Source organism: Vibrio lamellibrachiae, from assembly GCF_050337265.1.
Classification (GTDB): Bacteria; Pseudomonadota; Gammaproteobacteria; order Enterobacterales; family Vibrionaceae; genus Vibrio; species Vibrio kyushuensis.
Genome location: NZ_JAKJSU010000010.1, coordinates 56,166 through 82,817 on the forward strand (window position 1 = coordinate 56,166; position 26,652 = coordinate 82,817).

The 26,652-nt window shown below is 43.3% G+C and carries 31 protein-coding genes and 9 tRNA genes; 29 read left to right on the forward strand and 11 right to left on the reverse strand.

What is annotated here, in order from left to right; translation table 11 throughout:
• Positions 1–16 precede the first annotated feature (16 nt).
• Genes proC through hemW form a run of 6 tightly spaced genes read left to right on the forward strand, consistent with a single transcriptional unit; the run spans position 17 to position 4,011 of the window.
• Positions 17–835, forward strand: a complete 819-nt coding sequence (proC, locus tag L4C54_RS16930; protein WP_428809107.1) for a pyrroline-5-carboxylate reductase — start codon at positions 17–19, stop codon at positions 833–835.
• A 47-nt stretch (positions 836–882) separates the two neighbouring features.
• Entirely contained in the window at positions 883–1,440 is a 558-nt protein-coding gene (locus L4C54_RS16935; RefSeq protein WP_428802593.1) for a YggT family protein, read from the forward strand.
• The gene (gene yggU, locus L4C54_RS16940) at positions 1,440–1,730 is read left to right on the forward strand and encodes a DUF167 family protein YggU (RefSeq protein ID WP_428809108.1); all 291 of its coding nucleotides are present in this window, start codon (positions 1,440–1,442) and stop codon (positions 1,728–1,730) included. The genes L4C54_RS16935 and yggU overlap by 1 nt, the downstream gene beginning before the upstream one ends.
• Before the next feature lie 45 nt (positions 1,731–1,775).
• On the forward strand, positions 1,776–2,207 hold the full coding sequence (locus L4C54_RS16945) for a DUF4426 domain-containing protein (protein ID WP_428809109.1): 432 nt from the start codon (positions 1,776–1,778) through the stop codon (positions 2,205–2,207).
• 28 nt (positions 2,208–2,235) lie between these two features.
• Positions 2,236–2,826 (forward strand): XTP/dITP diphosphatase, encoded by a 591-nt coding sequence (locus tag L4C54_RS16950; RefSeq protein WP_428809110.1) that lies wholly within the window; start codon positions 2,236–2,238, stop codon positions 2,824–2,826.
• A gap of 12 nt (positions 2,827–2,838) precedes the next feature.
• Complete coding sequence (gene hemW / locus L4C54_RS16955) at positions 2,839–4,011, forward strand: radical SAM family heme chaperone HemW (protein ID WP_428809111.1); 1,173 nt, start codon at positions 2,839–2,841, stop codon at positions 4,009–4,011.
• Between the two features lie 68 nt (positions 4,012–4,079).
• On the opposite strand, the gene L4C54_RS16960 is transcribed toward hemW, so the two are convergent.
• A complete protein-coding gene (locus L4C54_RS16960) occupies positions 4,080–5,180 on the reverse strand; it encodes a DUF1254 domain-containing protein (RefSeq protein ID WP_428809112.1) in 1,101 nt (366 codons plus the stop codon).
• Between the two features lie 167 nt (positions 5,181–5,347).
• Between L4C54_RS16960 and L4C54_RS16965 the strand changes: the two genes are divergently transcribed.
• Positions 5,348–6,271 carry a LysR family transcriptional regulator gene (locus tag L4C54_RS16965; protein ID WP_428809113.1) on the forward strand — a complete coding sequence of 308 codons (924 nt, stop codon included), beginning with the start codon at positions 5,348–5,350 and terminating at the stop codon, positions 6,269–6,271.
• 3 nt (positions 6,272–6,274) lie between these two features.
• Here L4C54_RS16965 and glsB read toward each other — a convergent pair whose 3' ends face one another.
• On the reverse strand, positions 6,275–7,195 hold the full coding sequence (gene glsB / locus L4C54_RS16970; RefSeq protein ID WP_428809114.1) for a glutaminase B: 921 nt from the start codon (positions 7,193–7,195) through the stop codon (positions 6,275–6,277).
• A 138-nt stretch (positions 7,196–7,333) separates the two neighbouring features.
• Positions 7,334–8,053 (reverse strand): tRNA (guanosine(46)-N7)-methyltransferase TrmB, encoded by a 720-nt coding sequence (gene trmB, locus L4C54_RS16975; protein WP_428809115.1) that lies wholly within the window; start codon positions 8,051–8,053, stop codon positions 7,334–7,336.
• Between the two features lie 165 nt (positions 8,054–8,218).
• On the opposite strand from trmB, the gene mutY reads away from it, so the two are divergent.
• The 13 genes from mutY (at position 8,219) to L4C54_RS17040 (ending at position 14,105) form a co-directional block, all read left to right on the forward strand.
• Entirely contained in the window at positions 8,219–9,295 is a 1,077-nt protein-coding gene (mutY, locus tag L4C54_RS16980; RefSeq protein ID WP_428809116.1) for an A/G-specific adenine glycosylase, read from the forward strand.
• Positions 9,292–9,564 (forward strand): oxidative damage protection protein, encoded by a 273-nt coding sequence (locus tag L4C54_RS16985; RefSeq protein WP_428802601.1) that lies wholly within the window; start codon positions 9,292–9,294, stop codon positions 9,562–9,564. Before mutY ends, L4C54_RS16985 begins: the two co-directional genes overlap by 4 nt.
• Positions 9,565–9,685: 121 nt before the next feature.
• Positions 9,686–10,837 (forward strand): membrane-bound lytic murein transglycosylase MltC, encoded by a 1,152-nt coding sequence (mltC, locus tag L4C54_RS16990; protein ID WP_428809117.1) that lies wholly within the window; start codon positions 9,686–9,688, stop codon positions 10,835–10,837.
• Between the two features lie 103 nt (positions 10,838–10,940).
• Positions 10,941–11,016, forward strand: a tRNA-Phe gene (locus L4C54_RS16995).
• 63 nt (positions 11,017–11,079) lie between these two features.
• Positions 11,080–11,155 (forward strand) — tRNA-Thr (locus L4C54_RS17000).
• Between the two features lie 7 nt (positions 11,156–11,162).
• Positions 11,163–11,238, forward strand: a tRNA-Phe gene (locus L4C54_RS17005).
• Between the two features lie 55 nt (positions 11,239–11,293).
• Positions 11,294–11,369, forward strand: a tRNA-Asn gene (locus L4C54_RS17010).
• Positions 11,370–11,708: 339 nt separating this feature from the next.
• Positions 11,709–13,334 carry a methyl-accepting chemotaxis protein gene (locus L4C54_RS17015; protein ID WP_428809118.1) on the forward strand — a complete coding sequence of 542 codons (1,626 nt, stop codon included), beginning with the start codon at positions 11,709–11,711 and terminating at the stop codon, positions 13,332–13,334.
• Positions 13,335–13,555: 221 nt separating this feature from the next.
• Positions 13,556–13,631 (forward strand) — tRNA-Phe (locus tag L4C54_RS17020).
• A gap of 67 nt (positions 13,632–13,698) precedes the next feature.
• Positions 13,699–13,774: transfer RNA gene (locus L4C54_RS17025), tRNA-Thr, on the forward strand.
• A gap of 31 nt (positions 13,775–13,805) precedes the next feature.
• Positions 13,806–13,881: transfer RNA gene (locus L4C54_RS17030), tRNA-Asn, on the forward strand.
• Positions 13,882–13,920: 39 nt separating this feature from the next.
• Positions 13,921–13,996, forward strand: a tRNA-Thr gene (locus tag L4C54_RS17035).
• 33 nt (positions 13,997–14,029) lie between these two features.
• Positions 14,030–14,105: transfer RNA gene (locus tag L4C54_RS17040), tRNA-Asn, on the forward strand.
• Between the two features lie 294 nt (positions 14,106–14,399).
• Here the strand turns inward: L4C54_RS17040 and L4C54_RS17045 are convergent.
• From L4C54_RS17045 to mlaF, 8 genes are all read right to left on the reverse strand, one after another.
• Positions 14,400–15,140: a 1-acylglycerol-3-phosphate O-acyltransferase gene (locus L4C54_RS17045; RefSeq protein WP_428802604.1), complete on the reverse strand. Its 741-nt coding sequence runs from the start codon at positions 15,138–15,140 to the stop codon at positions 14,400–14,402.
• 86 nt (positions 15,141–15,226) lie between these two features.
• Positions 15,227–16,492 (reverse strand): UDP-N-acetylglucosamine 1-carboxyvinyltransferase, encoded by a 1,266-nt coding sequence (murA, locus tag L4C54_RS17050; RefSeq protein WP_428809119.1) that lies wholly within the window; start codon positions 16,490–16,492, stop codon positions 15,227–15,229.
• Between the two features lie 9 nt (positions 16,493–16,501).
• Positions 16,502–16,756, reverse strand: coding sequence for a BolA family iron metabolism protein IbaG (ibaG, locus tag L4C54_RS17055; RefSeq protein WP_428802606.1), 255 nt, complete (start codon positions 16,754–16,756; stop codon positions 16,502–16,504).
• Between the two features lie 3 nt (positions 16,757–16,759).
• On the reverse strand, positions 16,760–17,077 hold the full coding sequence (locus L4C54_RS17060; protein WP_428809120.1) for an STAS domain-containing protein: 318 nt from the start codon (positions 17,075–17,077) through the stop codon (positions 16,760–16,762).
• Positions 17,077–17,745, reverse strand: coding sequence for an ABC transporter substrate-binding protein (locus tag L4C54_RS17065; protein WP_428809121.1), 669 nt, complete (start codon positions 17,743–17,745; stop codon positions 17,077–17,079). Before L4C54_RS17065 ends, L4C54_RS17060 begins: the two co-directional genes overlap by 1 nt.
• Positions 17,746–17,749: 4 nt before the next feature.
• Positions 17,750–18,241: an outer membrane lipid asymmetry maintenance protein MlaD gene (mlaD, locus tag L4C54_RS17070; RefSeq protein ID WP_428802609.1), complete on the reverse strand. Its 492-nt coding sequence runs from the start codon at positions 18,239–18,241 to the stop codon at positions 17,750–17,752.
• A gap of 2 nt (positions 18,242–18,243) precedes the next feature.
• Entirely contained in the window at positions 18,244–19,020 is a 777-nt protein-coding gene (mlaE, locus tag L4C54_RS17075) for a lipid asymmetry maintenance ABC transporter permease subunit MlaE (protein ID WP_428809259.1), read from the reverse strand.
• Positions 19,021–19,034: 14 nt separating this feature from the next.
• On the reverse strand, positions 19,035–19,829 hold the full coding sequence (mlaF, locus tag L4C54_RS17080; protein ID WP_428809260.1) for a phospholipid ABC transporter ATP-binding protein MlaF: 795 nt from the start codon (positions 19,827–19,829) through the stop codon (positions 19,035–19,037).
• A 244-nt stretch (positions 19,830–20,073) separates the two neighbouring features.
• Between mlaF and L4C54_RS17085 the strand changes: the two genes are divergently transcribed.
• From L4C54_RS17085 to ptsN, 9 genes are read left to right on the forward strand one after another with little or no spacing between them, the layout of a single operon-like run.
• Complete coding sequence (locus L4C54_RS17085; protein WP_428809122.1) at positions 20,074–21,039, forward strand: calcium/sodium antiporter; 966 nt, start codon at positions 20,074–20,076, stop codon at positions 21,037–21,039.
• Positions 21,040–21,059: 20 nt separating this feature from the next.
• Positions 21,060–22,031: a KpsF/GutQ family sugar-phosphate isomerase gene (locus L4C54_RS17090; RefSeq protein WP_428809123.1), complete on the forward strand. Its 972-nt coding sequence runs from the start codon at positions 21,060–21,062 to the stop codon at positions 22,029–22,031.
• A complete protein-coding gene (kdsC, locus tag L4C54_RS17095; RefSeq protein ID WP_428809124.1) occupies positions 22,031–22,603 on the forward strand; it encodes a 3-deoxy-manno-octulosonate-8-phosphatase KdsC in 573 nt (190 codons plus the stop codon). The genes L4C54_RS17090 and kdsC overlap by 1 nt, the downstream gene beginning before the upstream one ends.
• Positions 22,600–23,163, forward strand: coding sequence for an LPS export ABC transporter periplasmic protein LptC (gene lptC / locus L4C54_RS17100; RefSeq protein WP_428809125.1), 564 nt, complete (start codon positions 22,600–22,602; stop codon positions 23,161–23,163). The genes kdsC and lptC overlap by 4 nt, the downstream gene beginning before the upstream one ends.
• A complete protein-coding gene (gene lptA / locus L4C54_RS17105) occupies positions 23,144–23,638 on the forward strand; it encodes a lipopolysaccharide transport periplasmic protein LptA (RefSeq protein ID WP_428809126.1) in 495 nt (164 codons plus the stop codon). Before lptC ends, lptA begins: the two co-directional genes overlap by 20 nt.
• Before the next feature lie 2 nt (positions 23,639–23,640).
• Positions 23,641–24,366: an LPS export ABC transporter ATP-binding protein gene (gene lptB, locus L4C54_RS17110; protein WP_428802615.1), complete on the forward strand. Its 726-nt coding sequence runs from the start codon at positions 23,641–23,643 to the stop codon at positions 24,364–24,366.
• Positions 24,367–24,417: 51 nt separating this feature from the next.
• Complete coding sequence (locus L4C54_RS17115; protein ID WP_428802616.1) at positions 24,418–25,890, forward strand: RNA polymerase factor sigma-54; 1,473 nt, start codon at positions 24,418–24,420, stop codon at positions 25,888–25,890.
• A 25-nt stretch (positions 25,891–25,915) separates the two neighbouring features.
• Positions 25,916–26,203: a ribosome hibernation promoting factor gene (gene hpf / locus L4C54_RS17120; protein WP_428802617.1), complete on the forward strand. Its 288-nt coding sequence runs from the start codon at positions 25,916–25,918 to the stop codon at positions 26,201–26,203.
• Between the two features lie 2 nt (positions 26,204–26,205).
• Entirely contained in the window at positions 26,206–26,652 is a 447-nt protein-coding gene (gene ptsN, locus L4C54_RS17125) for a PTS IIA-like nitrogen regulatory protein PtsN (RefSeq protein ID WP_428802618.1), read from the forward strand.

Genomic DNA, 26,652 nt, shown 5'->3' on the forward strand with positions numbered 1-26,652 from the left:
ATTTAGGTTGAATGAAATGGAACAGAAGAAAATAGCCTTCATCGGCGCAGGAAATATGACGCGCTCAATTATTGCGGGCCTTGTAGCAAGTGGCTACCCAGCAGCGCTAATCACGGCGACAAATCCAAGCCAACCTAAACTTGATTTCCTGAGCGAGCAATATGGCATCAATACGCAATCTGATAACTTAAATGCTGTGCAAGATGCCGATGTCGTTGTGATGGCAGTTAAGCCTCAATTGATGGCGACTGTTAGCCAAGATCTTCGCACTGTCGATTACAGTGACAAGTTGGTTATCTCTATTGCTGCCGGAATTAGTGCCGCTCGCCTTAACGAAATGTTTGATACCACACTAAGCCTTGTTCGTGTTATGCCAAATACCCCTTCTTTGCTTGGACAAGGAATGAGCGGTCTATACGCCGCAAGTGATGTAAAGCAGCAAGATAAACAGTTTTCTGCGGAGCTTATGAGCGCTGTCGGTAAAGTTTGCTGGGTAGAGCAAGAGTCTGGCATCAATAACATCATTGCAGCAGCAGGCAGTGCCCCTGCTTATTTCTTTTTGTTTATGGAAGCGATGCAGGCAGAAGCCGTAGCACAAGGTTTTGATGAATCAACGGCGCGTATGCTTGTTCAGCAATCAGCACTAGGTGCCGCAGAAATGGTTGTCGCCAACCCTGATACTCAGCTCTCAACTCTGCGTGAGCAAGTCACCTCAAAAGGTGGCACTACAGCTGAGGCTCTAAGAACATTTAACGAACATCAACTTTCAGATATTGTAGCTAAAGCGATGCAATCTGCCGTTGCTAGAGCACAAGAGATGGAACAAGAATTTTAATCTAACCGTTTGATATAAACGATTTCACTTTGTCTTAAGGACTAATTATGAGCTCAATGAGTTTTTTAATTTCAACGCTATTTGACCTGTATATCATGGTCGTCATGCTACGTATCTGGCTACAAGCTTCACGTGCTGATTTCTACAACCCATTCTCACAATTTATTGTCAAAGCGACTCAACCTGTTGTTGCGCCGCTTCGTCGTGTTATTCCATCAATTGGCAGTATTGATCTGGCAACAATTTTATTTGCTTACGTACTTTGTGTTCTGAAGTTTGTCGCTCTAGTGATGATCAATTCAAGTGGATCTTTCGCATTTAGCCCTGACTTCCTATTCCTAGGCTTATTATCACTACTTAAAGCGGCTGGCGGTCTTCTATTCTGGGTGCTGCTAATCCGTGCAATCTTAAGCTGGGTTAGCCAAGGCCGTAGCCCAATTGAGTTTGTCTTTCATCAGCTAACTGAACCAATGCTTGCACCGATTCGCCGTATTCTTCCTGCGATGGGCGGCTTTGATTTAAGCGTGCTAGTACTATTTATTGGTCTACAATTTGCGAACTTCTTGATGGGCGATTTAATCGGTCCTATCTGGCATCAGCTATAATGCCTTTAGCGGCTTGGAAAGACGGGAATGATATTGTTTTAAGGCTCTACATTCAGCCTAAAGCAAGTCGAGATAAAATTGTTGGCGTACATGGTGATGAACTTAAAATTGCCATTACAGCTCCTCCTGTTGACGGAAAAGCAAACGCACATTTGACTAAATTTCTTTCCAAACAATTTAAAGTCGCTAAAGGGTTAATAGATATTGAAAAAGGTGAGCTAGGGCGGCACAAACAGATAAGAGTTCAAAGCCCAACTCTCATCCCAAGTAATATTGAAGCCATCTTATGATGGCTTTTTAATTTGTGACTTTAGATTTTAGATAAGGAATGCTTAATGAAACAATGGATGATCTTGCTTGTCAGTGCAGTACTCGCATCACCAACATGGGCTGGACAATTTACGACGATTAAAGATGTAGAAGTGCATTATTCTGCATTTAACTCCACCTTCTTAACCAAAGAGGTGGCAACCAGTTACAAACTGAAACGTAACGGTTACTCTGCAATTTTAAACATCAGTGTGCTGGACAACTCTCAACTTGGTAAACCAGCAACAACAGCAGAAGTATCAGGCAGCGCACGAAACCTAATCGGCCAAATTCGCCAATTAAAATTTCGAGAAATCAAAGAAGCAGATGCCATCTACTATCTAGCTGAATTTCCAATCAGTAACGAAGAAGTTCTTACGTTTAATATTGACGTACACGCAGGCAACTCTGGTGCTGGGCCATTAACTTTCCAACAAAAGTTTTACGTTGAAGAGTAGCTTCAACCCATCCATATTCGAGAAGACAATGAAAAAAATAGTATTAGCGACTGGCAACCAAGGCAAAGTGCGTGAAATGGCAGACTTACTGTCTGATTTTGGTTTCGATGTTATCGCCCAAAGTGAGTTTAACGTTTCAGAAGTAGCAGAGACAGGCACGACATTTATTGAAAATGCCATCATCAAAGCGCGCCACGCTGCAAAAGAGACCGGACTGCCTGCAATCGCAGATGATTCAGGGCTAGAAGTTGATTTTCTAAATGGAGCCCCAGGCGTTTACTCTGCTCGCTATGCTGGCAAAGGAGCGACCGATCTTGAGAACCTAGAAAAATTGCTTGAGGCGATGAAAGATGCCCCACAAGAACAGCGAACAGCGCGTTTCCACTGTGTCTTAGTACTAATGCGTCATGAAAACGATCCAACTCCCATCGTATGCCACGGAAAATGGGAAGGTAGCATTCTCACCGAAGCTGAAGGTGAGAATGGGTTCGGCTACGATCCTATTTTTTACGTACCAGAAGAAGACTGTGCGTCTGCTCTTCTAGAATCAACTCGTAAAAAGCAGCTATCTCATCGCGGAAAAGCGCTTAAAAGCCTATTTGCAGCACTTGAAAAGTAAGCGACTAAAACGATGTTAAAGCCTCCTGCACTGAGCTTATATGTACACATTCCATGGTGTGTACAAAAATGTCCTTATTGCGATTTTAACTCGCATGCACAAAAAGGGAAGATCCCAGAAGAAGAGTATATTTCAGCGCTGCTTGAAGACCTAGATAGTGATATTGAGCGCTATAAACTTAACGATAATGTTCGTCCTATTCACTCCATCTTTATTGGTGGCGGCACGCCGAGTCTAATTTCAGCCGAGGGGATTGATACCCTGCTTAAGGGCATTGAGTCACGTATTCCATTTAAGAACGATATCGAAATCACAATGGAAGCCAACCCTGGCACTGTAGAAGTGGAACGCTTTACTGGCTATAAGGCGGCGGGTGTCACTCGTATTTCAATCGGAGTACAAAGCTTTGAGCAAGAGAAACTAGAGCGCTTAGGACGTATTCACGGGCCGCAAGAAGCGATCAACGCAGCCAATCTGGCTCACGATATTAAACTCAATAGTTTTAATCTCGATTTAATGCACGGCCTACCGGATCAAAGTATCGAACAAGCATTAGATGATCTTGATAAAGCAATTGAACTAAACCCTCCTCATCTCTCCTGGTATCAGCTAACGATTGAGCCGAACACCCTGTTTTACTACAAAACACCGACTCTGCCTGATGATGATGAACTGTGGGATATTTTTGAGCAAGGACATCAAAAGATCAGCGATGCCGGTTATGTTCAATACGAAATTTCTGGCTACAGCAAACCTGAGTTTCAGTGCCTGCATAATTTGAATTACTGGCGCTTTGGCGATTACTTGGGTATCGGTTGTGGTTCTCATGGAAAGCTCAGCTTTGCTGATGGACGCATCGTTCGCACAACTAAAGTTAAACACCCAAAGGGGTATCTAGCTGCGTATCAAAACCTGACTAAGCCATACCTTTCAGATGAAAACCTGGTTGAGAGTGATGACCGCCCTTTCGAGTTTTTCATGAATCGTTTTCGTTTAATGGAAGCGTGTCCGAAGCAGGACTTTATTGATACAACTGGGCTAAGCCTAGAAAGCATTAAGCCTATGACCAAGTGGGCGATTGAAAAAGGGTACTTGATTGATTCAGAGCTGAATTGGCAGATCACAGAGAAAGGTAAACTATTTTTCAACGACTTGATTGAAGTCTTTATGCCAGATAGTGAATAAAAAAAAAAGAAAAAAGCGAGCAACTAAATGCTCGCTTTTTTACTATTTTAAACCATGGCTAAGAGAAATTATTTCTCTACGCGCTGTAGTACTGGAACTTGGTATTCATACATAGCTTCAACGTCAGGCTGGTATGCACGAACCATGAAGTGCCAGTTATCATCTGGAGTTGCTAGGAAGTTCATTCCTTCAACCGCACACTCAGGTGCACCAAACATGATTTCAAAAGTACCGTCTTCATTTTCAAGCCAGTTATGGTGATAAGTACCGACAGACGTTGCGGCATCAGCATAGTCCGTCATTAAGTAACGATCATGGCCGTAAACCGTTACAGAGCCAAATGCGCCGTGTGGGATCGCTTCGAACTTACCGTAGTAACAGTCACCACCTTTCGCTTCAGGGAAACCATTGGTGTACATCGCTGTAGAGTGATGAGAAAGACCAAATGAATTTGCAATAACATACGTTGTTGCTTCCCAGTTTTTGATGTCATCTAGCGAGTAACCGACCCAGCCAAAAGGCGTATCAACATCTTGGAATGCTTCAACAAGCTCTCCACGCATCTCTAGCATTAGTGCAGAATCAAACTCAACTATGTTAACTTCGCCTTCACCTTCAGAGTTAATTGCTAGCTGTGGTTGGTACTCTTCTACAATGTGGTTAGCATCTTCTGGTGTTGCTGTTGTACCAATACGGATACCTACGATAACGTAATCGGTGTTAATGTCTTCCGCTTTAAACTCATACTCACCGCCACCAGTTTGGTAATCTACATATGTATGGTTAAAGTCTTGTACTTGAATAGAAATGAAACGATCGCCAGTATCTGGAACAGTTACTGAGAAATCATGACGCGCATCAACAACCGCTACAGAGTAAATCGTGTCTTGGTTTGGTGATACAACCCAAACCATGTCTTTAGTTGATAGTTGTTTAAAGTGGAAAAACTCATTCACACCAACTTGTTGTTGGAACAAGTTTGCGAAGAATTGGTGCTCCATGTGGATGTACTCAATTGGGCTTACGCCCCACTTTTCTTGAGTATCAACAGCCCAACCTTCAGAGCTAACAGTTGGAATGTTGTCACCTAACATAGGAACTTGAGTTTGTGCAGTTACACCGAATGCTACGGCACTGATTGCCATCGCTAGAGCTAATTTTTTCATCATTTCACCATTGGGAACAGTTATTTTCTGTCCATGATGTTATAGCGATGCTCAGGCGTTCTGAAGCGAATATATCGACTTCATTACTTTCCAAAATGGAATGTTAGGGCTAACATAATCGCGTACTTTAGCTTTAATACTTTCTCAAATGGAATAATGGTAGCAATAATATGATTGATGAGCGTCATCTACTTAGCCTAGATCTTAATCTGTTACTTCTTTTAAAAATCATCGGAGAAGAGAGAAATAGCCGTAAAGCGGCGGAAAGAATGTTCGTTACCCAATCGACGGTCAGTAAAGGGCTGAAAAAGCTGAGGCATCAACTTGGCGATGACATGTTTGTTCGAAATAAGAATGGATTAGAGCCCACTGAATATTGTGAGCAAATATTGGAACAACTCCCTGATGTGATCAATTCTATCGGGGAGATGCTGAGCAACAAAGCAGACGTCTTTGATGACACATTTTCAGGCTCAATCTGCATTGCAATTAGCCCCACATTCTATAAACCCTATAGCACAGCCATCATTCGACATTTCAATTCTTTAGTCCCTAATGCGACACTAAAAATTGTGAATTGGACATGGCAAACTGAGAATGACCTTATCAATAAGAATGTCCACTTAGCGATCAATTACTACCCTTTAGATATATCGAAATCGATTATCCAAAAACCAGTGTGCGACATTGATTTCAAATTCTGCGTCCGTAAAGAGCACCCTTTAACGAAATCTCCACATACGTTGTCAGAGTTTTCCCATTTCCCTTTAGTGCTCGCTATTCAACCTAGCTTTGCGAATCAAAAGAGTCACGTTGAACGAATATTCGATGAATCAGGGCTTCAAACTCGCGTAAGCTTCCAGTCTGATCAAATTACGTTATGCTATGAAAAGCTAAAGATCAGCGATGGGTTTATGCCTATACATAGTGGTGCAAAGCAAGAGTTACCGGCAGAGCTCCAACTGATTGACATTCCATTTGACGAGTTGCCTTTTCGACGTTTTGGTATCTACTACCCAACACCAAGTAAAGAGGCCAAAATAACCCGTTGGTTAGCTCAAGAAGTCTCATCGCTCCTAAAGCGGTTTAACTAAGCTCTAAAAGATAGAGCGACCAATTCGCTCAGATAATAGCTCAAGCGCCTGAGTACCAGCCAATGAGTTTCCCGATGCATCAAGCTCTGGAGACCAAACCGCAATACTCATTTCATTAGGCACAATAGCAACAATACCACCGCCAACACCCGATTTCCCCGGCATACCAACGCGATAAGCAAACTCCCCTGCACCATCATACAAGCCACAAGTCGCCAGTAGAGCATTGAGCTGTTTCGTTTGTGTCGGAGTAATGATCTGCTTACCCGTCTGTACCGAGGTTCCCTTGTTGGCGAGGTAGCTAAACGTCTTCGCAAGATCCACACAGCTCATTTTCAGTGAGCAAGCGTGGAAGTAATTATTGAGAACAGGAATAACATCATTTTCAAAATTACCAAATGAACGCATAAGGTAAGCTATCGCCGCGTTACGATCGCTATGCATCATTTCTGAGGCCGCTACGACCTTGTCGTAAACAATATGAGTATCACCGGACAACTGACGCACAAACTCCAATAAACGCTGTCTAGGCGCAGATAGACGGCTTTGCAATAAGTCAGCTACGATAATCGCACCAGCATTGATAAATGGATTACGTGGGATACCTTGTTCCATCTCTAGCTGGATCAACGAGTTAAAAGCCTGCCCTGACGGCTCTTTGCCCACCCGTTGCCAAATTTCTTCGGGCTTATACAGCGACATGGCAAGCGTTAGACTAAGCGCTTTTGAAATTGATTGAATGGAGAAAGCATCATCAGCATCACCAGCTTTGATCACTTCGCCTTCCTTGGTGTATACAGCAATCGCTAATTTATCATTCGCCACTTTGGCAAGAGCAGGAATATAGTTCGCGACTTTGCCTTGACCAATCAAGGGGCGAACTTCTTGCAAAATTTCGTCTAAGATCAACTGCGTTGGTTTCATCTACCGCTCCAATTCCAAGTGCTTTACATCGTCAACCTGCTCTAGACTTAAAACCTTCTAACGAAAATAGAAAGCGTAGAGGGCAAAAAAGCCAACATAACGTGTTGGCTTTTCTCGATATTAATTTTAATAAATCGATTAAGCAATGCGGTTGTATTTAATATCCCACACACCGTGACCTAATCGATGACCGCGTGCTTCAAATTTTGTCAAAGGACGCTCATCTGGACGCGGGATGTAATTACCATCCGTTGCAATATTTGCAAAACCCGGAGCTAGCTGCATAACGTCAATCATATGCTCTGCGTAGTTTTCCCAATCTGTTGCCATGTGGAAAATACCCGTTTCAAGCTGTAGCTTTCCACGTACCATTTCAGCAAATTCAGCTTTAACAATACGACGCTTGTGGTGACGCGCTTTATGCCAAGGGTCAGGGAAGAAAAGCTGTAGCGTGTGCAGACTGTTGTTTGGAATCATGTGCTCGAACACTTCAACCGCATCGTGACACATCACGCGCAAGTTCGTTACACCAGCATCACGTGCAGAAGCTAAACAAGCACCAACACCTGGGCTATGAACTTCAATACCTAGGAAGTTTTTCTCAGGTGCGTTTTTCGCCATTTCTACCAATGAAGCACCCATACCAAAGCCGATTTCTAATACAACCGGGTTTTCATTACCGAATACTTCACTCCAGTTAAGAAGTTCAGGATTGTAATCGATACCCATTGTTGGCCAGCATTCATTCATCGCATTTTCTTGGCCTTTTGTTAAGCGGCCTTCGCGACGAACAAAACTACGGATCTTACGAACCAGTTTGCCGTCTTCAGTATATTCGTTAGTGGTCACTTCACTCATTGGTATTTGCCTGCACATTGATTCATCAAAGCGGGGATTATCCAAAGAATTGCCTCAGGTGCAAGTCTTTCTACAGATAAATTCCCACACAAATTGTCTGTTTTACATCCAACCGTAATTGTGGTGCAATTTTAGGTCTATTAAAAGAAAAACATAGAGCATGTCGTGACTCCTTTCGCAAACGCCATTTTAGAATGGTATGACGCCTACGGGCGCAAAAGTTTACCTTGGCAACAAAACAAAACGGCCTACAGTGTTTGGCTATCTGAAATCATGTTGCAACAGACTCAAGTCGCGACTGTTATCCCTTACTATGAGCGATTTTTACAGCGTTTTCCTACTGTTATCGACTTAGCGAACGCAAAGCAGGATGAGGTGCTACACCTGTGGACAGGCCTTGGCTATTACGCTAGAGCGCGTAATTTACATAAAGCCGCGCAAATTGTTGCCACGGAATACAACGGCGAGTTTCCTCTACAGCTAGAGGAAATGAACGCTTTACCAGGAATTGGGCGTTCCACAGCTGCTGCGATTCTATCGTCTGTGTTTAAACAGCCTCACGCTATTTTAGATGGCAATGTGAAAAGAACTTTGGCTCGCAGCTTTGCTATTGATGGCTGGCCGGGACAAAAAAAAGTAGAAAACAAGCTCTGGGAAATTGCTGAAGCGCACACACCCGATAGCGATGTCGATAAATATAACCAAGCCATGATGGATATGGGCGCAATGGTCTGCACACGTAGCAAACCTAAGTGTACGCTCTGCCCTATTGAAACGTTATGCTTGGCAAATAAACAAGATAACCCGCTCGACTACCCGGGAAAAAAACCGAAAAAAGAGAAACCAGTAAAAGAGACTTGGTTTGTTATTTTACATCACGACAATCAAGTTTGGCTGGAGCAAAGACCTCAAAGTGGTATCTGGGGTGGTCTCTACTGTTTTCCTGAGCATACTGATGAAGCCGTTGAACATCAGCTTGATAAGCGAGCAATTCAAGATAAACATATACATAATCAACAAACGTTAATCTCATTTCGCCACACATTTAGCCATTATCACCTCGATATCACTCCGATATTGCTAGAGTTATCAAAACAACCAGATTTGATAATGGAAGAGGCCAAAGGTCTTTGGTATAACTTATCTCAACCAGATGAAGTCGGCTTAGCTGCTCCAGTAAAACAACTGCTGGAAAGCTTACCATTTGAGCTTCAATCAACTTTTAAAAAGGAATCACTATGAGCCGTACTGTATTTTGCGCTCGTTTAAACAAAGACGCGGACGGGCTAGATTTTCAACTTTACCCAGGCGAACTTGGTAAGCGTATTTTTGACAATATTTCAAAAGAGGCTTGGGCACAGTGGCAGAGCAAACAAACGATGTTGATCAACGAGAAGAAGCTCAACATGATGGATCCAGAGCATCGAAAACTGCTTGAAACTGAAATGGTTAACTTCTTATTTGAAGGTAAAGAAGTCCATATAGAAGGCTATACACCACCAAGTCAGTAATCGAAAAACAGCTAGAACGTCTTCCGATTAAATTTAGGCTTAGCACCGTTTATTAGTGGTGCTAAACCTTTACGATTGACGAAGACGTTATTTAGGGATCTATGATGAACTTAGGGAATCTATGAAAAAGGTAGCCTACTTTTTTACAGCGGCACTAGTTAGCGCAACAGTATTAACCGGATGTAGTCGAGAATTTGTTGAGAGTATTTACGACGTTAACTACGAGCCAACTAATCGATTTGCCACCAAACTTGCCGAGCTTCCTGGCCAATTTGAAAAAGATATCGGCGCTTTAGACGCACTAATCAGCAGCTTTAGTGGCAACATTGAAAAGCGTTGGGGTAGCCGAGAGATTAAAGTCGCGGGTAAAAGTAACTACGTAAAGTACATTGATAATTACCTAAGTCGCTCTGAAGTAAACTTTGACAAAGGTACGATTGTTGTTGAAACAGTCTCGCCAACAGACCCTAAAAAACATCTGAGAAATGCCATTGTCACGACATTATTGACGCCCGATGACCCGCTAAATGTCGATCTATTCTCGTCAAAAAGCATCAAACTTGAAGGGCGACCTTTTCTGTATGAACAAGTCGTCGACCAAGACGACAAACCAATTCAGTGGTCTTGGCGCGCCAATAAGTTCGCTGACTACCTCATAGCTAACCATTTGAAAACTAAAGATGTAGACTTCAAGAAAGCCTACTACGTAGAGATCCCTATGGTGGAGGATCAAGTAGAAATCCGAAGCTACAAATACGCGAGTATTGTTCGCCAAGCATCGCAAAAATACGATATTCCAGAAGACCTTATCTACGCCATCATCAAGACTGAAAGCAGCTTTAACCCCTATGCGGTGAGCTGGGCAAATGCTTATGGTTTAATGCAAGTCGTGCCAAAAACGGCAGGCCGTGATGTGTTTAAGTTAGTTAAGAAAAAACCTGGCGAGCCATCACCTGAGTACCTATTCGATCCAGCAAAGAACATCGATACGGGCACTGCATACTTCTACATCCTAAAAAACCGCTACCTCAAAGACATTAATCATCCACTCTCTCTGGAGTACAGTATGATTTCGGCTTACAACGGTGGTGCAGGTGGTGTATTAAATACATTTAACCGCAATGACCGTAAACGAGCGATGCGTGACCTCAACTCATTACAACCGAATCAAGTTTATTGGGCACTGACAAATAAGCACTCCAATGCGGAAGCAAGGCGCTACCTAGAAAAAGTAACCAACTACAAGAAAGAATTTAACTCTGGGAAAACCTAAACGAAACAATTGAGTAAATAAACAGCGGTTAATCACTTTTTTGCATTTATTTTAAAAAACCTGTTGACGAAGTGGAAGAAAATCCGTTTAATAGCGCTCCGTTGCCCGGATAGCTCAGTCGGTAGAGCAGAGGATTGAAAATCCTCGTGTCGGTGGTTCGATTCCGCCTCCGGGCACCACAATTTGATTTGTTGGTGTCTAAGTAAAATTAAACAGCAGCAGAAGCAATAAGAATTTAGTGTGCCGACTTAGCTCAGTAGGTAGAGCAACTGACTTGTAATCAGTAGGTCACCAGTTCGACTCCGGTAGTCGGCACCATTCTTTTGCCTCGATAGCTCAGTCGGTAGAGCAGAGGATTGAAAATCCTCGTGTCGGTGGTTCGATTCCGCCTCGAGGCACCATTATTTGGTGCTTAACAAATAATGGTCTTTTAGACCTGATGTTGACACAGATAATTCCCCTTTAGTTCAGTTGGTAGAACGGCGGACTGTTAATCCGTATGTCGCAAGTTCAAGTCTTGCAAGGGGAGCCACTTTAAAGAAAGCCTCATCATTTGATGAGGCTTTTTTGTATCTGAAGATTACCTATCTTCCAGTCCGCTCCCCTTTTGTCCAAAGAAAACAGACTATCCCTCGCAATTACACTTCAATCTCTATCTATGTACATAATGGCATTTAACCACAGAGTGATATAAGCCGTTTGATAACAACACTTTAGCTAGATACTTTTTTTGCTCTAGAAATTTAATCTCTATCAAGTTTTAAGATTAATCGAATATTCGAATTTACACTTCTACACTATCCTTACGCGTATATGGCAATTCGATACTTTGTATCATTTACACACCACTACTTTTGTGGAGACAGAAGCAATGAAATTAAAGACACAAGCTTATTTACTCTCAGGTCTCATACTTATCGCTCTCTTAGCGCTAACCATGACAGGTCTATGGACACTTCGCGTTGCAAGTAATATTGATAATAAGGCGCGAGTGACTGAACTATTTAAAAGTGCCTACAGTATTTTGACTGAAGTTGAAAAGATGGCAGCTGATGGCACTCTTAATGATGAGCAAGCAAAGCAGCTTGCGACACGTCTTCTGCGTAACAATATCTACAAAGATAATGAGTATGTATATGTTGCCGATGAAAATATGATATTTGTTGCGGCCCCTCATGACCCAGAGATTCACGATACTAGTTTTCACGAATTCAAAGATGGCAGCGGCAATAGCGTCGGCCAAATCATATTAAATGAGTTGAGCCGTTCAGGCCGCGGGATCATTGAATATACTTGGACTCAAAAGCAGCCTGATGGCTCCATTGAAGAAAAGCTATCTATCGCTCAAAAAACACCTCGCTGGAATTGGGTCGTAGGCACAGGGATTGGTTTCAACGAAGCAAATGCTCGTTTTTGGGCGACTGCTCAATGGCAACTATTCCTTTGCCTTGTCATTGCAGGCGGGATTCTCGCGATTGTTATCATATCCATTCGTAAGATCTTAGCCTTACTTGGTGGCGAACCTCAGGAAGTAAGTGATGCCGTTCAAGCGGTAGCCAATGGTGATATTCAGATCTCTTTTGAGAATACAGCTCCAAATGGCAGTATTTATCATGCTGTACAGCAAATGAGTCGCTCACTCGCCGAGCTCGTTACTAATCTCGATAGCTCGATGCACGCTCTACGTGGTGAATTAAGCCAAGTAGAAGCGCGTGCAGGCAGCATCGCTAGCCTAACTGACACTCAGCAGCAATCGACTGCCATGATCGCGACTGCGATGACTGAGATGGCCTCTTCAGCAATGAATGTGGCAGACTCAGCTCGAGATACGGCTAGCAACACTGATGAAGCGGATAAGCAGAGCCAGCATACTCAGCAGTTAATCCACAACACGGTAGATAACATTGAAGGGCTCGCCACTCAGCTAGGTACAGCAAGCCAAGCTGTTGCCGACCTTGATAATGACGTAAACAGCATTGTGAAGGTTCTGGACGTAATTGGCGATATCGCTGAGCAAACCAACCTACTTGCGCTTAATGCCGCCATTGAGGCTGCTCGTGCTGGTGAACAAGGTCGCGGCTTTGCCGTTGTTGCTGATGAAGTTCGTAATCTCGCAGGTCGAACTCAAGAGAGCACCAAAGAAATACAGCAGATGATCAACAACCTTCAAGAAGGCTCGCGCAACGCTATCAATACAATGGAAGTGTGTGCTGAGACAAGCCAAAGCACAGTAACAGAGTCTCAAAATGCTTCTGAAGCTCTACAGCAGATTGTTGTCGCCTTAGAGTCTATTTCAGCCATGAGTCACCAGATCGCGACTGCAGCGGCTGAACAGACCCAAGTAGGTGATGATATTTCTAAGCGTATTAACATGATTGAGGAGAGCGGTACTCAACTAAGTGGTGTTGTTACTGAGAGTCATAACAGTACACAAACCCTGACTTCTCTTTCAAATGAATTAGAAACTTGGGTCAACAAGTTCACTGTTAAGCAATAATTTGGGTAGCAAATAGTAAAAGCACGCTAGAAAGCGTGCTTTTTTTTGATTTATTACTCGCTGTCTAAGTTTTTGAGCCCTATCACAATGACCATATATCGTCCTCCAGCCCTTAATAATGAGTAAAAATGCCTCACTGAGTATAGAAAAACAACAAACGATATTTTTTTTGCAATTTAGTGTTGACCTGAAAAGAGAAAAACCGTTTAATACACCTCGTTGCCCGGATAGCTCAGTCGGTAGAGCAGAGGATTGAAAATCCTCGTGTCGGTGGTTCGATTCCGCCTCCGGGCACCACAATTTAAAAATTGTTGGTGTGTTAGTATCAGCAGTTAAGAAAGAAAGTTTAAGAAGAATATAGTGTGCCGACTTAGCTCAGTAGGTAGAGCAACTGACTTGTAATCAGTAGGTCACCAGTTCGACTCCGGTAGTCGGCACCATTCTTTCCTAACTTACTTTAGAAAAATCTGTTCCCTTTTAGTTCAGTTGGTAGAACGCCGGACTGTTAATCCGTATGTCACTGGTTCAAGTCCAGTAAAGGGAGCCACATTACAACTAACGTGAAAACGGTAGTTAAAAAATACGTGCCGACTTAGCTCAGTAGGTAGAGCAACTGACTTGTAATCAGTAGGTCACCAGTTCGACTCCGGTAGTCGGCACCATTTCTTCCCTTTAGGAAGAAATACAAAATCTGTTCCCTTTTAGTTCAGTTGGTAGAACGCCGGACTGTTAATCCGTATGTCACTGGTTCAAGTCCAGTAAAGGGAGCCATATTCAAAAAAACCTCATCATTTGATGAGGTTTTTTTATACCTATAATTTGCTACTAGCATTTCATGATCTGGCAATTTAGTCCCACTGATTAATACTTATAGCTCACTGTCCTGCCCCCCCACTCTATTCGTGCCTATATCGCTCTATGCCCTATCTTTGTATCCTTTTGAGACAACCCTCCCTAATTTACTCTAATTACCCTGTACGTATTACCAATGCACTGTTGACCACTAAATCTCAGACACAAAAAAACCAGCATCAAGTGCTGGTTTTTAAAATCTAACGAGTAAGCTTAACTCTTTGCTGTTCTAGCTTGATTCAACGTTTCTACTTCTTTATCGAGTGCTTCAAGCTTCTCTTTCATCTGCTCACGACAACCATTAGATAGCTCACGAAGAGTGCTCTTATCGTAGCCCTCTGTGCTTACGGGCGGAAGCATTTCAACGATAACATGACCATTGTTCCAACGATTAAGTTTAACGTGGCCTGTTGAGCTACACACAATCGGAATAATAGGCACTTTGGCACCAATTGCAGCGTGAAAGGCTCCCGTTTTAAATGGAAGTAATCCACGACCACGTGAACGCGTCCCTTCAGGAAACATCCATACCGAGACGCCACTTTTCTTAATGCTGTCGACAACTTGATCGATCGTTCCTTTCGCTTTAGAGCGGTTAGCGCGATCAATAAGGATATTACCGGTTAGCCAATAAAGCTGACCAAACAGAGGCATCCAAGCTAAGCTTTTTTTCCCTACCGTTACCACTTTCGGTGTTACCGCAGAAGAGATAGTAAATAGATCCCAGCTGTTTTGGTGGTTGGCAATATAGACATGCTGGCCACGCTCATATGCATCGTCAGGGATACGTAGCTCTAATTTTATACCAAATACTTTCGACATACGGCCGAAGTAGCGACCAAAGGTAAATACGTGTTTAGGATTGCGAGGGCTAAATAAGCAATAACCACAACCAAAAACAAACATGACGATCGCAAAAACAGCCAAGGCAATTATACGAAAGAGTGCAATCATTGTTGTTCTCCAATAGAACCTAATAAAAAAGCCGAAACGCTATGCCAATTAGGGATAAGGTTTCGGCTCTAATTCTGAAGCTGATATTAACTCGATTCTCTGAATCGCTCAATATTTGCACCCAGTGCAGACAGCTTATCTTCAATCTTATCGTAACCACGATCGATATGATAAATACGGTCAACAACCGTTTCACCTTGTGCAATACAACCTGCAATCACAAGGCTCGCTGAAGCGCGAAGATCGGTTGCCATCACTTGAGCACCACTTAGTTCTTCAACATCACCACAGATAACAGTATTGCCTTCAATCTCGGCTTTAGCCCCCATACGCATAAGCTCAGGAACGTGCATAAAGCGATTTTCAAAGATATTCTCGGTGATCACACCGCCGCCTTTAGCCATCAAGTTCAACAGCGTAAATTGAGCCTGCATGTCCGTTGGGAAACCAGGGTGAGGGGCAGTACGAATCGTTACCGCTTTTAGCTCTCGATCGGTCATATCAACGCTGATCCAATCATCACCGGTCTCAACGTCAGCACCCGCTTCTTCAAGCTTAGCTAATACCGCCTCTAACAGATGAGCATTAGTATTACGACATACAACCTTACCGCCAGAAACTGCAGCAGCAACAAGGAACGTGCCCGTCTCGATTCGGTCAGCGACAACTGCATGCTTACCACCAGAAAGGCGTTCAACACCTTCTATGGTAATTGTGTCAGTACCTGCACCGCTGATTTTAGCGCCTAACTTATTAAGGAAGTCAGCAGTATCAACAATTTCAGGCTCACGTGCTGAGTTATCAAGAACAGTCGTACCTGTTGCAAGCGTTGCTGCACACATAATCGTGATTGTTGCGCCTACGCTGACTTTATCCATGACGATATGAGCGCCTTTAAGACGACCGTCAACAGAAGCTTTAACGTAGCCATCTTCTAGCGTGATTGTTGCGCCAAGTTGCTCTAGTCCATGGATATGAAGATCCACAGGACGCGCACCTATTGCGCAGCCGCCAGGTAATGATACTTGACCATAACCAAAACGAGCAACCAAAGGACCAAGGGCCCAGATAGAAGCACGCATCGTTTTCACTAAGTCATACGGTGCGCAGTATTCATCAATATTACTCGGATCAACATGAACTGAGCCGTTACGTGAAACCTTCGCACCTAAGCGCTTAAGCAGCTCCATCGTCGTATCGATATCACGAAGATGTGGAACATTGCTTACCTCAACCGGCTCTTCAGCCAAGATTGAAGCAAATAAAATAGGCAGTGCTGCATTTTTAGCACCAGAGATCGTCACTTCACCGCTTAACGGTGCCTTCGATCCAATTACTCGAAACTTTTCCATTAAATAACCTTACAACGACATCAATTTTTTATCGCGTGCCCACTCAGCGGGCGTAAACGCTTTTATTGATACTGCATGGATGTCGTTTCTTTGAATGAATTCCATCAGAGGTGCATAAATAAGTTGTTGTTTTTTAACGCGGCTCATCCCATCAAAACAAGCATCAACAGCGACGACTTCGTAATGGCTTCCCTCGCCTTTTACGTGCACTTCTTGAAGGCTTAATGTCTCTTCTAAAATCTGTTGTACTTTTGCGCTATCCACAATTCACCCCTGCTTTATGTGTATGTGTTCAGTTAAGATTGATTCTATATGGCTTAACTTGAATAAGGTGCTCAGCTGCTCTGGCACGAAGCTGAGCATTATATGACAGTTTTGCTTTTTTGCATGCTCTATTAGGTGAATTAACATCACCATTCCTGCAGAATCAATTCTTTCTACATGTTTTAGTGATATTTCGACCTCTTTTTCGTCCACTTGCCATGTTTGCGCATAATTCCACAGCGACGGGACGGTTTCTCTATCAATAATGCCAAGCAAACTAACACTATCAAAACTAGACTGCTGCCACTGAGGATGACTCATCACTGTGTTCTCTCAAAATGAATAGGCTTTGCTGCTAATGACTCAAGTTCTTTCGCAACGGCTAATATTCCTTCTTGGCGAATCTTTCCGCTCCACTCTGACTGCTTGCTTGATAACAAGCTAATACCTTCTGCAATAAGGTCAAACGCGGCCCACTCTCCCGTTTTCTTATCTTTGCGCAGCTTAAACTCAAGCTTTATATTCGGTCTAGGTGCATCAATAATATCGACTTTAATAGTGGTAATTCTCTTACCAGCTTCTAAGCGCGGCTCTGGCCCTAACTCAATCGTTTGATTGGTATATTGCGTCAATACTTGAGCATAAGAGGTGACAAGATATTTACGAAACGCCTGCATAAAAACACCGACATCACTTCTATCTGCACCTTTGACATTCTGACCAAGTAGTTTTAACGCTGCGTATCTGTCATTGACGTACGGCATCAACTCCTCTTCCACAATCACTTTCAGGTGCTCAGGGTTTTGCTGCACAATATCCTGCTCCGCCTTTAAGCGTGAGAAAGCTTGCTCTGATACTTGTTTCATCATTTGATACGGCTGAGTCTTATCGAGTACTTCGGCGTGAACAGAAGTCGATACTAATAAGCAGCTAACGAATCCAATGACAGTACTGAACCAGTGGCTACTCAATTTACGAGCTTTAAACATACGACTACTCCTCAGCCTCTTTATCATCAGACCCACCTAGACTATAAAGCACTTGGCCAATCAAGTTTTCCAACACCAATGCCGATTTAGTATCTTCTACATAATCACCATCAATTAGCATCTCTTCATCATCAAAAACAAAACCTGGTATTAGGCTTATGTACTGCTCACCAATCAGACCAGAAGTCAGAATTTGTACACTTGATGTCTCAGGGAACTGTTGATAATCGCTACTTACATCCATCGACACGAAAGGCAGTAAATTATCAGGGTTTAAACCAATACTGGTTACTCGACCGACAACGACCCCACCCACTTTAACGGGAGAACGCACCTTCAAGCTTCCTATGTTGTCAAACTCAGCATGTAGGGTATAAGTATCGTTCGAACCTAGTCCTTTAACGTCAGCAACTTGAAAAATCATTATCAAGACTGCGCAAATTCCCACCAGTACGAAGCCGCCAACCCAAAATTCCATTTTTTTATTTTGTTGCATGATTAATTCCCAAACATCAATGCGGTCAGTATAAAGTCTAGCCCTAATACAGCTAGAGATGAGTGTACAACAGTACGTGTCGTGGCTTGGCTAATTCCCTCAGATGTAGGTACAGAGTCATAACCATTAAATAACGCTATCCATGTAATGGTAAAAGCAAACACCATACATTTAATCACGCTATTACCAATGTCTTTACCCAGTTCTACCGAAGATTGCATCGCTGACCAAAAGCTTCCGTGATCGATGCCTTTCCAATCGACCCCTACCAGTTGACCACCCCAAATGCCAACTGCCATAAAGATCATCGCAAGCAGCGGCATAGAAATAATCCCCGCCCAGAACCTTGGTGCAATAATTCGCTTAAGGGGATCGACAGCCATCATTTCTAGGCTTGATAGCTGTTCGGTTGCTTTCATAAGGCCAATTTCAGCAGTTAGCGCAGAGCCTGCTCGCCCTGCAAAGAGCAATGCCGTCACTACAGGGCCCAGCTCTCGTAATAGAGAGAGTGCAACCATTTGGCCTAAACTGCCCTCAGCACCGTAATCAACCAATACTACGTAACCCTGCAAGCTCAGTACCATGCCAATAAATAGACCTGATACGAGGATAATGGCTAAAGACTGAACGCCAACGCTATGCAGTTGCTTCAACAATAGAGGAAAGTTTTTTATCGGTTGTGGTCGAGTGATAAGCGCGCCATAAAGCATAAAACTGGCTCGACCAAAAGATTCACATATTGAGATCGCGCGCTGACCAATGCTTGATATAAACGCCATCAAAGTCGCAATCATTAAAATAACTCCTGTTTAATATCACGAGCAGGGTAACGAAATGGAACGGGTCCATCCGCGAAACCTTGTAAGAACTGTACAACTTTAGGATCAGTATTCTCCTCAAGTTCTTGAGGGGAGCCTTGTGCAATGACCTTTCCATCAGCAAGTAAGTAAACCCAGTCGGCAATACTCATCACTTCAGGGACATCATGAGAAACAACGACAGAGGTGACACCCAACGCCTGATTTAAGTTACGGATGAGCTCAACTAAAACCCCCATAGTGATCGGGTCTTGGCCAACAAAAGGTTCGTCATACATGATGAGTTCAGGGTCAAGCGCGATAGCTCGAGCTAAGGCTGCACGCCTTGCCATACCACCAGATAGCTCGCTTGGCATTAATTGCGCTGCACCACGTAAACCTACGGCTTCAAGTTTTAGCAGAACTAAGGTGCGAATTAACGACTCGTCTAGCTTGGTATGCTCTCGCAAAGGGTAGGCAACATTATCAAACACGCTTAAGTCGGTGAACAGAGCACCTGACTGGAACAGCATGCTCATTTTTTTACGGGCTTGATACAATTGCTTGCGATTTAGCTGAGGAATATTGTCACCATCAAACCATATTTCGCCAGAGTTAGGTGATAGCTGACCACCGATCAATCGAAGTAGCGTCGTTTTGCCTATCCCTGACGGCCCCATAATCGCGGTAATTTTTCCGGTAGGAACAGACAAGGTTATATCGTCAAAAATGACTCTTCCCGAACGAGAGAAGTTTAATTGGTTGATTGTAATGAGATCACTTGCTGGCATAGGCACTGAGTATCATCCATAAATGTGCATCCATTAGATTATGAATCATAAGCATATTACTCATTAAATTAAAGTATTAGGCTTTGAATTCGATATTGCGTCGAAAAAATTCGTCCCTTTGTTGTCAACATCGAGACAAGTTACCGACTAACAGAGAATTAATTTCATCTAAATCTTCCCTTTTAGCGACCAAACCGTCAAAATTAACGGTTATGCCATTATTGAAATAATTTTAGGAATCATCATGCTGGAAGCTGTAGCATTTCTCATTGTCGGACTCGTATTTTTAGTATGGAGTGCGGACAAACTGGTTTTTGGTGCTGCTGCACTTGCACGAAATGTTGGAATATCACCATTGGTTATCGGTATGACAATACTAGCCATGGGTTCTTCAGCACCTGAAATGATGGTTTCAGCCACTGCCGCATTGGATGGCAAAACCGATACTGCCGTTGGTAACGTATTGGGTTCAAACATCGCAAACATTGCCTTAATTCTCGGTATTACCGCGTTAATTAAGCCTCTCTCGATTAGCTCTGCGGTTCTAAGGCGTGAACTTCCTTTAATGATAGGCGTGACCTTAGTTGCTGGTGTTATTTTGTGGGATAATCACCTTGGCCGCCCTGAAGGTATACTACTGTTTGTTCTATTCGCCTTTTTCATCCTAACGATGTTACGCATCAGCAGAAATGAGAAGAAAAATGGTGATGCACTCATTGATGAACAAGAGTCCGAAGTCCCTGAGGGTGTGAGTAACATAAAAGCCGGTATGTGGGTTGTCATCGGTTTGATTATTCTGCCGATTGCAGCAAGTGTACTAGTCAATAACGCCGTAATTATCGCTAAATTCTTTGGCATGAGTGACCTAGTCATTGGTCTCACTATTATTGCCGTTGGTACCAGCTTGCCTGAGCTTGCTGCCTCTTTAGCCGGTGTATTAAAGGGCGAAGACGACATGGCGGTCGGTAACATTATTGGCTCAAATGTATTCAATATTCTCGCAGTGATGGGCATCCCTGGTATTTTAAGCCCATCGATTATTAATGCACAGGCAATGGACCGCGACTTCTGGGTCATGCTAGCCGTTTCTCTTCTACTCGTTGTTATGGCTCTGGGCAAATCTCGCAGTATTAATCGCATAGAGGGCGGAGTTCTATTCACCCTCTTTATTGCTTATCAGGCTTATCTCATCATCAATATGACTGCATAACGCAGATTTGGAGTAGCGCTATGTCCTCAACTTTTGATTATCGCCGTGTCGCCAAGCAAGTCCTGACGACTGAAATTCAAGCTTTGGAACAGCTAGAACAGTATCTTAATCAAGACTTCTCTGGAGCCTGTGAGCGAATCCTTACCAACAAAGGTAAGGTTGTTGTCATGGGAATGGGGAAGTCTGGGCACATTGGCAATAAGATTGCAGCGTCATTAGCGAGTACCGGAACGCCTTCTTTCTTTGTTCACCCTGGAGAAGCCGCTCACGGCGATTTAGGCATGATTGGTTCTAGTGATATTGTACTCGCGATTTCAAATTCGGGTGAATCGTCTGAAATTCTATCGCTGTTTCCGGTACTAAAACGTCGTAATATTTGCATCATCAGCATGACTGGCAAACCTAAATCTAATATGGCAACACTTGCGGATTTCCACTTGCAAATTACCGTACCAAAAGAAGCTTGCCCTCTTGAACTTGCACCGACCTCCAGCACAACTGCAACACTTGTGATGGGCGATGCATTAGCCGTGGCTTTAATGGAAGCACGTGGCTTTACTGCTGAAGATTTTGCAATGTCTCACCCTGGTGGTGCCCTTGGGCGCAAGTTACTGCTTAAACTGTCAGATATCATGCATTCTGGTAATACATTACCGACTGTTACTGCCGACACCCTTATTCGTGATGCTTTGCTCGAAATAAGCCAAAAGGGGCTTGGTATGACAGCTGTTGTCGATAAAGACCAACACCTCGTCGGTATATTTACCGATGGTGATTTAAGGCGTATTCTAGACAAACGTATCGACATTCATAGCTCAACCATTGGTGAAGTTATGACGAAAAATCCGAGCATTGCACATCCTGATATGCTCGCCGCAGAAGGGTTGAACTTGATGCAAGAGAAAAGCATCAATGGTCTTATGCTTTGCCATGAAGGCCGACTTGTTGGCGCACTAAATATGCATGACATGCTAAAAGCTGGAGTAATGTAATGAGTACTCATGCTCTTAAAAATCAAGTAGAAACCCTATACGGCTCTGTTGATGCTGAAATTGTTGCTATCGCCAAAGAGATCAAACTGCTTATATGCGATGTTGATGGCGTATTCTCAGATGGTCGCATCTATATGGGCAACAATGGTGAAGAGCTTAAGACTTTTCATACCCGTGATGGCTATGGTGTTAAGTCGTTAATGAACGCAGGTATTGAAATCGCCATTATTACTGGCCGTAAATCTCAAATTGTTGAAAATCGCATGACAGCTCTTGGTATTTCACTCATTTATCAAGGTCAAGACGACAAAGTAAAAGCCTATTTGGATATTTGTGACAAGCTCAATGTTGCACCAGAACAAACAGGTTATATTGGAGATGACTTAATTGACTGGCCAGTAATGGAAAAAGTCGGTTTAAAAGTCTGCGTTGCTGATGGACACCCACTGCTCGCCAAACGTGCCAACTACGTCACATCGATTAAAGGTGGTCACGGGGCCGTTCGTGAAGTGTGTGATTTAATTCTTCAAGCACGCGATGAACTTGATTGCCATAAAGGCCTTAGTATATGAGTCTGTCTCGTATTATTTATCTATTACTATTTTTTGTCATCACATGGTCGACGTATTACCTGTATGACAAAGAACAAGAGTTTGATATTCAAGTAGCACCAAACCAAGAGCTTCCAATGTTTACAGGTCGTGATATTGAGAACGTCTCTTACACGGAAAGTGGCATTCGCAGCTATATCATTACCTCGGTATATTTGGAAAACTTTGCCGAAAGTGGTGACACTTGGTTTGATTTACCAGTACTTAAAATATACAAAGAAGGTACTGAGCAAGAGTGGGAAATTACCGCTGATAGAGCCTTACTCGATAGCGATCAAATTTTGACTCTGTATGACAATGTAATTGCTAATAACCTGCTCGCTGAATCAGGTTTTGATACGATGTCGACAGAAGAACTCAGTATTAAATTAACCAATCGTGATTTTTGGGCTGACAACCAAGTTGTTCTTGTGGGCCCACAATTTGAAACAGAAGGACAGGCGATGAAAGGCAACTTTGCTGATAACAACGCTGTTCTTTACAACTATGTTCAAGGTAGATATGAAACTCTCGCACCTTAGCCTGATTGCTTGTTTGGCCGCTTCAGGTAGCGCAATGGCGCTCTCGACAGATAAAGACCAACCCGTTTACATAGATTCAGACAGCCAGCATCTTGATATGCAAAGCAATAAAGTCACTTTCATTGGTGACGTTAAGTTAAAGCAAGGCAGCATTAATATTAATGCTGACAAAGTTATTGTGCTGCGTAACCCAGAAGATGGCACCATTGAAGAGATTGAAGGGTATGGCGATCTAGCAACCTTCTCTCAACTTACAGATGATGGCAAGACGCTTTACGGTGAAGCTGAAGAGCTCTATTACAAAATGGTTGATGACCGCTTAACGATGATCAAGCGCGCCATGCTCTCTCAAGACGACAGCATCACTCGCGGTTCAAAGATCCGCTATCAGATTACAGACCAGAAGCTTATTGCTGATGGTAATAATGGCGATCGCGTATCTACAGTACTACAACCTCAAACGGTACAAGAATAACTATGTCGATACTAAAAGCTGAAAATCTGGCGAAAAGTTATAAAAACCGCCGCGTAGTTTCTGACGTGAGCCTACAGGTTGAGTCGGGACAAATTGTCGGGTTACTTGGGCCGAATGGGGCAGGTAAAACAACGTCGTTCTACATGATTGTTGGGTTGGTTGCACGTGATGAAGGTAAGATCAGTATCGATGATAAAGATATTAGTATCCTACCGATGCACAGCCGCTCTCGAATGGGGATTGGCTACCTTCCACAAGAAGCGTCTATTTTTCGTAAGCTATCAGTAGAAGATAACATCATGGCCGTTCTTGAAACTCGTGAAGAGATCACACAAGAAGAGCGACAAGATAAACTCGAGGATCTGCTCGAAGAGTTCCACATTCAACACATCCGAAAAAGTGCCGGTATGGCGCTTTCTGGTGGTGAGCGTCGCCGAGTCGAGATAGCACGAGCACTGGCTGCTAACCCTCAGTTCATTTTGCTTGATGAACCGTTTGCAGGTGTTGACCCAATCTCAGTTATCGATATTAAGAAAATCATTGAGCACTTACGTGATCGTGGTTTAGGTGTACTGATTACCGACCATAACGTTCGTGAAACCCTTGATGTATGTGAAAAAGCTTACATAGTGAGCCAAGGACATCTTATCGCGGAAGGAACTCCGGCAGATGTTCTCAATAATGAACAAGTAAAACAAGTTTATCTCGGTGAACAATTCCGTCTATGATTAAATAGAGAGCGAAGTGGATTCTAATAATAACAAGGTAAGCGATACTGAATGAAACCCTCATTACAGCTCAAGCTAGGTCAACAGTTAGCCATGACTCCCCAGTTGCAACAAGCGATTCGTTTGTTGCAATTGTCGACTCTCGACCTTCAGCAAGAGATTCAAGAAGCGCTTGATTCTAATCCGCTGCTCGATGTCGAAGAGCCGAGTGACGAACCCGTCGCCCAAGAAAAAAACACGACTGAAGATAAAGAACCGACGGTTGAAGTCGCCGAACCTGAATTAGCAGAACCAGATCTAAAAGACAGTTCAGAGTTAATTGAAAAGTCGGAGATCAGCAATGACCTTGAGATAGACACAACATGGGAAGATGTCTATTCCGCTAACACTGGTAGCACCGGGATTGCATTCGATGATGATGCACCTGTCTATCAAGGCGAAACAACCCAGTCACTGCAAGATTACCTATTTTGGCAACTCGATTTAACTCCATTTAGCGATACCGATAGAACCATCGCCTTAGCGATCATTGACGCTATAGACGACTATGGCTATCTCACTATCTCGACCACCGATATCTTAGAAAGCTTTGATAGCGAAGAGATAGAGCTAGACGAGATAGAAGCGGTTCGCAAACGTATTCAGCAGTTTGACCCTCTTGGGGTTGGCTCTGCAAATCTACAAGACTGCTTACTCCTTCAACTCGCTACTTTCCCTAAAGAGACACCCTGGCTAGAAGAAGCAAAGCTGGTGCTCAGCGATCACATCGATCAACTCGGTAATCGTGATTACAAACTGATCATCAAAGAGACTAAGTTAAAAGAAGCCGATCTTCGTGACGTACTCACTCTGATCCAACAACTTGATCCAAGACCCGGCAGCCGCATTACACCAGACCATGCTGAGTACGTTATTCCTGACGTCTCTGTGTTTAAAGATCATGGCAAATGGGTTGTCACCATTAACCCAGACAGTGTTCCAAAGCTAAAAGTTAATCAGCAATATGCCAGTCTTGGTAAAGGCAGTAGCCCTGATAGCCAATACATCAGAAGTAACTTGCAAGAAGCCAAGTGGTTAATCAAAAGCTTAGAAAGCAGAAACGAGACGCTGCTCAAAGTTGCCAAATGCATAGTTGAACATCAGCGCGATTTCTTCGAATATGGAGAAGAAGCGATGAAACCGATGGTTCTCAATGATGTTGCATTAGCGGTTGAAATGCATGAGTCAACCATATCTCGAGTCACGACACAGAAATTTATGCATACCCCTAGAGGTATATTCGAGTTGAAATATTTCTTCTCTAGCCATGTCAGTACTGACAACGGAGGAGAATGTTCATCCACTGCAATACGTGCTCTTATCAAAAAGTTGGTTGCGGCAGAAAATACCGCAAAACCACTCAGTGATAGCAAAATTGCAGCCTTACTGGCTGAACAAGGGATTCAGGTTGCTAGACGGACGATAGCGAAGTACCGCGAATCTTTGGGCATTGCCCCATCAAGTCAGCGTAAACGCCTGCTATAAAGGCCCAAACTGAAAAGGAAAGTCTATGCAAATCAATATTAATGCCCATCACGTTGATCTTACCGATTCAATGCAAGACTATGTAAATACCAAATTTAAAAAGCTCGAGCGGTTTTTTGACCACATAAATGACGTTCATGTGGTATTGAAGGTTGAAAAAGTACGCCAGATCGCTGAAGCTACGCTGCACGTAAATCAGGGAGATATTCACGCCACCGCAGATGATGAAAGTATGTATGCGGCGATTGACTCACTCGTGGATAAACTCGTAAGACAACTCAATAAGCACAAAGAAAAGCTAAGTAGCCATTAACCATGCAATTAAGCGAAGTATTGACATTGAACTGCACCAAAAGTGCAGTTCAATGCACCAGCAAAAAAAGAGCCCTAGAGATGATCAGCGAGATCGTTGCAAACCAAACAGGGCAAAACTCAACAGAGTTATTTGAATGTATGCTCAGCCGCGAAAAGGTTGGCAGCACAGGGATTGGTAACGGTATTGCCATTCCTCACGCACGAATGAATTCAAGTGACCACGCAATCGCTGTACTACTGCAGTGCGAGCAGCCAATCGAGTTTGGTGCGATTGATAATCGACCTGTTGATTTACTTTTTGCTTTACTGGTACCTGAAGAGCAATGTAAAGAACACCTCAAAACATTGTCATCCATGGCTGCACGCCTAAATGACAAACAAGTGTTAAAACAGCTGCGTAATGCTCAAAATGATGAAGAGCTTTACAACATCATGATCAATCACTGA

Excerpts from the sequence above, each read along its gene's own strand:
- proC (WP_428809107.1), top strand. The coding sequence starts at position 17 with ATGGAACAGAAGAAAATAGCCTTCATCGGCGCAGGAAATATGACGCGC.
- L4C54_RS16935 (WP_428802593.1), top strand. The coding sequence starts at position 883 with ATGAGCTCAATGAGTTTTTTAATTTCAACGCTATTTGACCTGTATATC.
- yggU (WP_428809108.1), top strand. The coding sequence starts at position 1,440 with ATGCCTTTAGCGGCTTGGAAAGACGGGAATGATATTGTTTTAAGGCTC.
- L4C54_RS16945 (WP_428809109.1), top strand. The coding sequence starts at position 1,776 with ATGAAACAATGGATGATCTTGCTTGTCAGTGCAGTACTCGCATCACCA.
- L4C54_RS16950 (WP_428809110.1), top strand. The coding sequence starts at position 2,236 with ATGAAAAAAATAGTATTAGCGACTGGCAACCAAGGCAAAGTGCGTGAA.
- hemW (WP_428809111.1), top strand. The coding sequence starts at position 2,839 with ATGTTAAAGCCTCCTGCACTGAGCTTATATGTACACATTCCATGGTGT.
- L4C54_RS16960 (WP_428809112.1), bottom strand. The coding sequence starts at position 5,180 with ATGATGAAAAAATTAGCTCTAGCGATGGCAATCAGTGCCGTAGCATTC.
- L4C54_RS16965 (WP_428809113.1), top strand. The coding sequence starts at position 5,348 with ATGATTGATGAGCGTCATCTACTTAGCCTAGATCTTAATCTGTTACTT.
- glsB (WP_428809114.1), bottom strand. The coding sequence starts at position 7,195 with ATGAAACCAACGCAGTTGATCTTAGACGAAATTTTGCAAGAAGTTCGC.
- trmB (WP_428809115.1), bottom strand. The coding sequence starts at position 8,053 with ATGAGTGAAGTGACCACTAACGAATATACTGAAGACGGCAAACTGGTT.
- L4C54_RS16985 (WP_428802601.1), top strand. The coding sequence starts at position 9,292 with ATGAGCCGTACTGTATTTTGCGCTCGTTTAAACAAAGACGCGGACGGG.
- mltC (WP_428809117.1), top strand. The coding sequence starts at position 9,686 with ATGAAAAAGGTAGCCTACTTTTTTACAGCGGCACTAGTTAGCGCAACA.
- L4C54_RS17015 (WP_428809118.1), top strand. The coding sequence starts at position 11,709 with ATGAAATTAAAGACACAAGCTTATTTACTCTCAGGTCTCATACTTATC.
- L4C54_RS17045 (WP_428802604.1), bottom strand. The coding sequence starts at position 15,140 with ATGATTGCACTCTTTCGTATAATTGCCTTGGCTGTTTTTGCGATCGTC.
- murA (WP_428809119.1), bottom strand. The coding sequence starts at position 16,492 with ATGGAAAAGTTTCGAGTAATTGGATCGAAGGCACCGTTAAGCGGTGAA.
- L4C54_RS17060 (WP_428809120.1), bottom strand. The coding sequence starts at position 17,077 with ATGAGTCATCCTCAGTGGCAGCAGTCTAGTTTTGATAGTGTTAGTTTG.
- L4C54_RS17065 (WP_428809121.1), bottom strand. The coding sequence starts at position 17,745 with ATGTTTAAAGCTCGTAAATTGAGTAGCCACTGGTTCAGTACTGTCATT.
- mlaD (WP_428802609.1), bottom strand. The coding sequence starts at position 18,241 with ATGCAACAAAATAAAAAAATGGAATTTTGGGTTGGCGGCTTCGTACTG.
- mlaE (WP_428809259.1), bottom strand. The coding sequence starts at position 19,020 with ATGGCGTTTATATCAAGCATTGGTCAGCGCGCGATCTCAATATGTGAA.
- mlaF (WP_428809260.1), bottom strand. The coding sequence starts at position 19,829 with ATGCCAGCAAGTGATCTCATTACAATCAACCAATTAAACTTCTCTCGT.
- L4C54_RS17085 (WP_428809122.1), top strand. The coding sequence starts at position 20,074 with ATGCTGGAAGCTGTAGCATTTCTCATTGTCGGACTCGTATTTTTAGTA.
- L4C54_RS17090 (WP_428809123.1), top strand. The coding sequence starts at position 21,060 with ATGTCCTCAACTTTTGATTATCGCCGTGTCGCCAAGCAAGTCCTGACG.
- kdsC (WP_428809124.1), top strand. The coding sequence starts at position 22,031 with ATGAGTACTCATGCTCTTAAAAATCAAGTAGAAACCCTATACGGCTCT.
- lptC (WP_428809125.1), top strand. The coding sequence starts at position 22,600 with ATGAGTCTGTCTCGTATTATTTATCTATTACTATTTTTTGTCATCACA.
- lptA (WP_428809126.1), top strand. The coding sequence starts at position 23,144 with ATGAAACTCTCGCACCTTAGCCTGATTGCTTGTTTGGCCGCTTCAGGT.
- lptB (WP_428802615.1), top strand. The coding sequence starts at position 23,641 with ATGTCGATACTAAAAGCTGAAAATCTGGCGAAAAGTTATAAAAACCGC.
- L4C54_RS17115 (WP_428802616.1), top strand. The coding sequence starts at position 24,418 with ATGAAACCCTCATTACAGCTCAAGCTAGGTCAACAGTTAGCCATGACT.
- hpf (WP_428802617.1), top strand. The coding sequence starts at position 25,916 with ATGCAAATCAATATTAATGCCCATCACGTTGATCTTACCGATTCAATG.
- ptsN (WP_428802618.1), top strand. The coding sequence starts at position 26,206 with ATGCAATTAAGCGAAGTATTGACATTGAACTGCACCAAAAGTGCAGTT.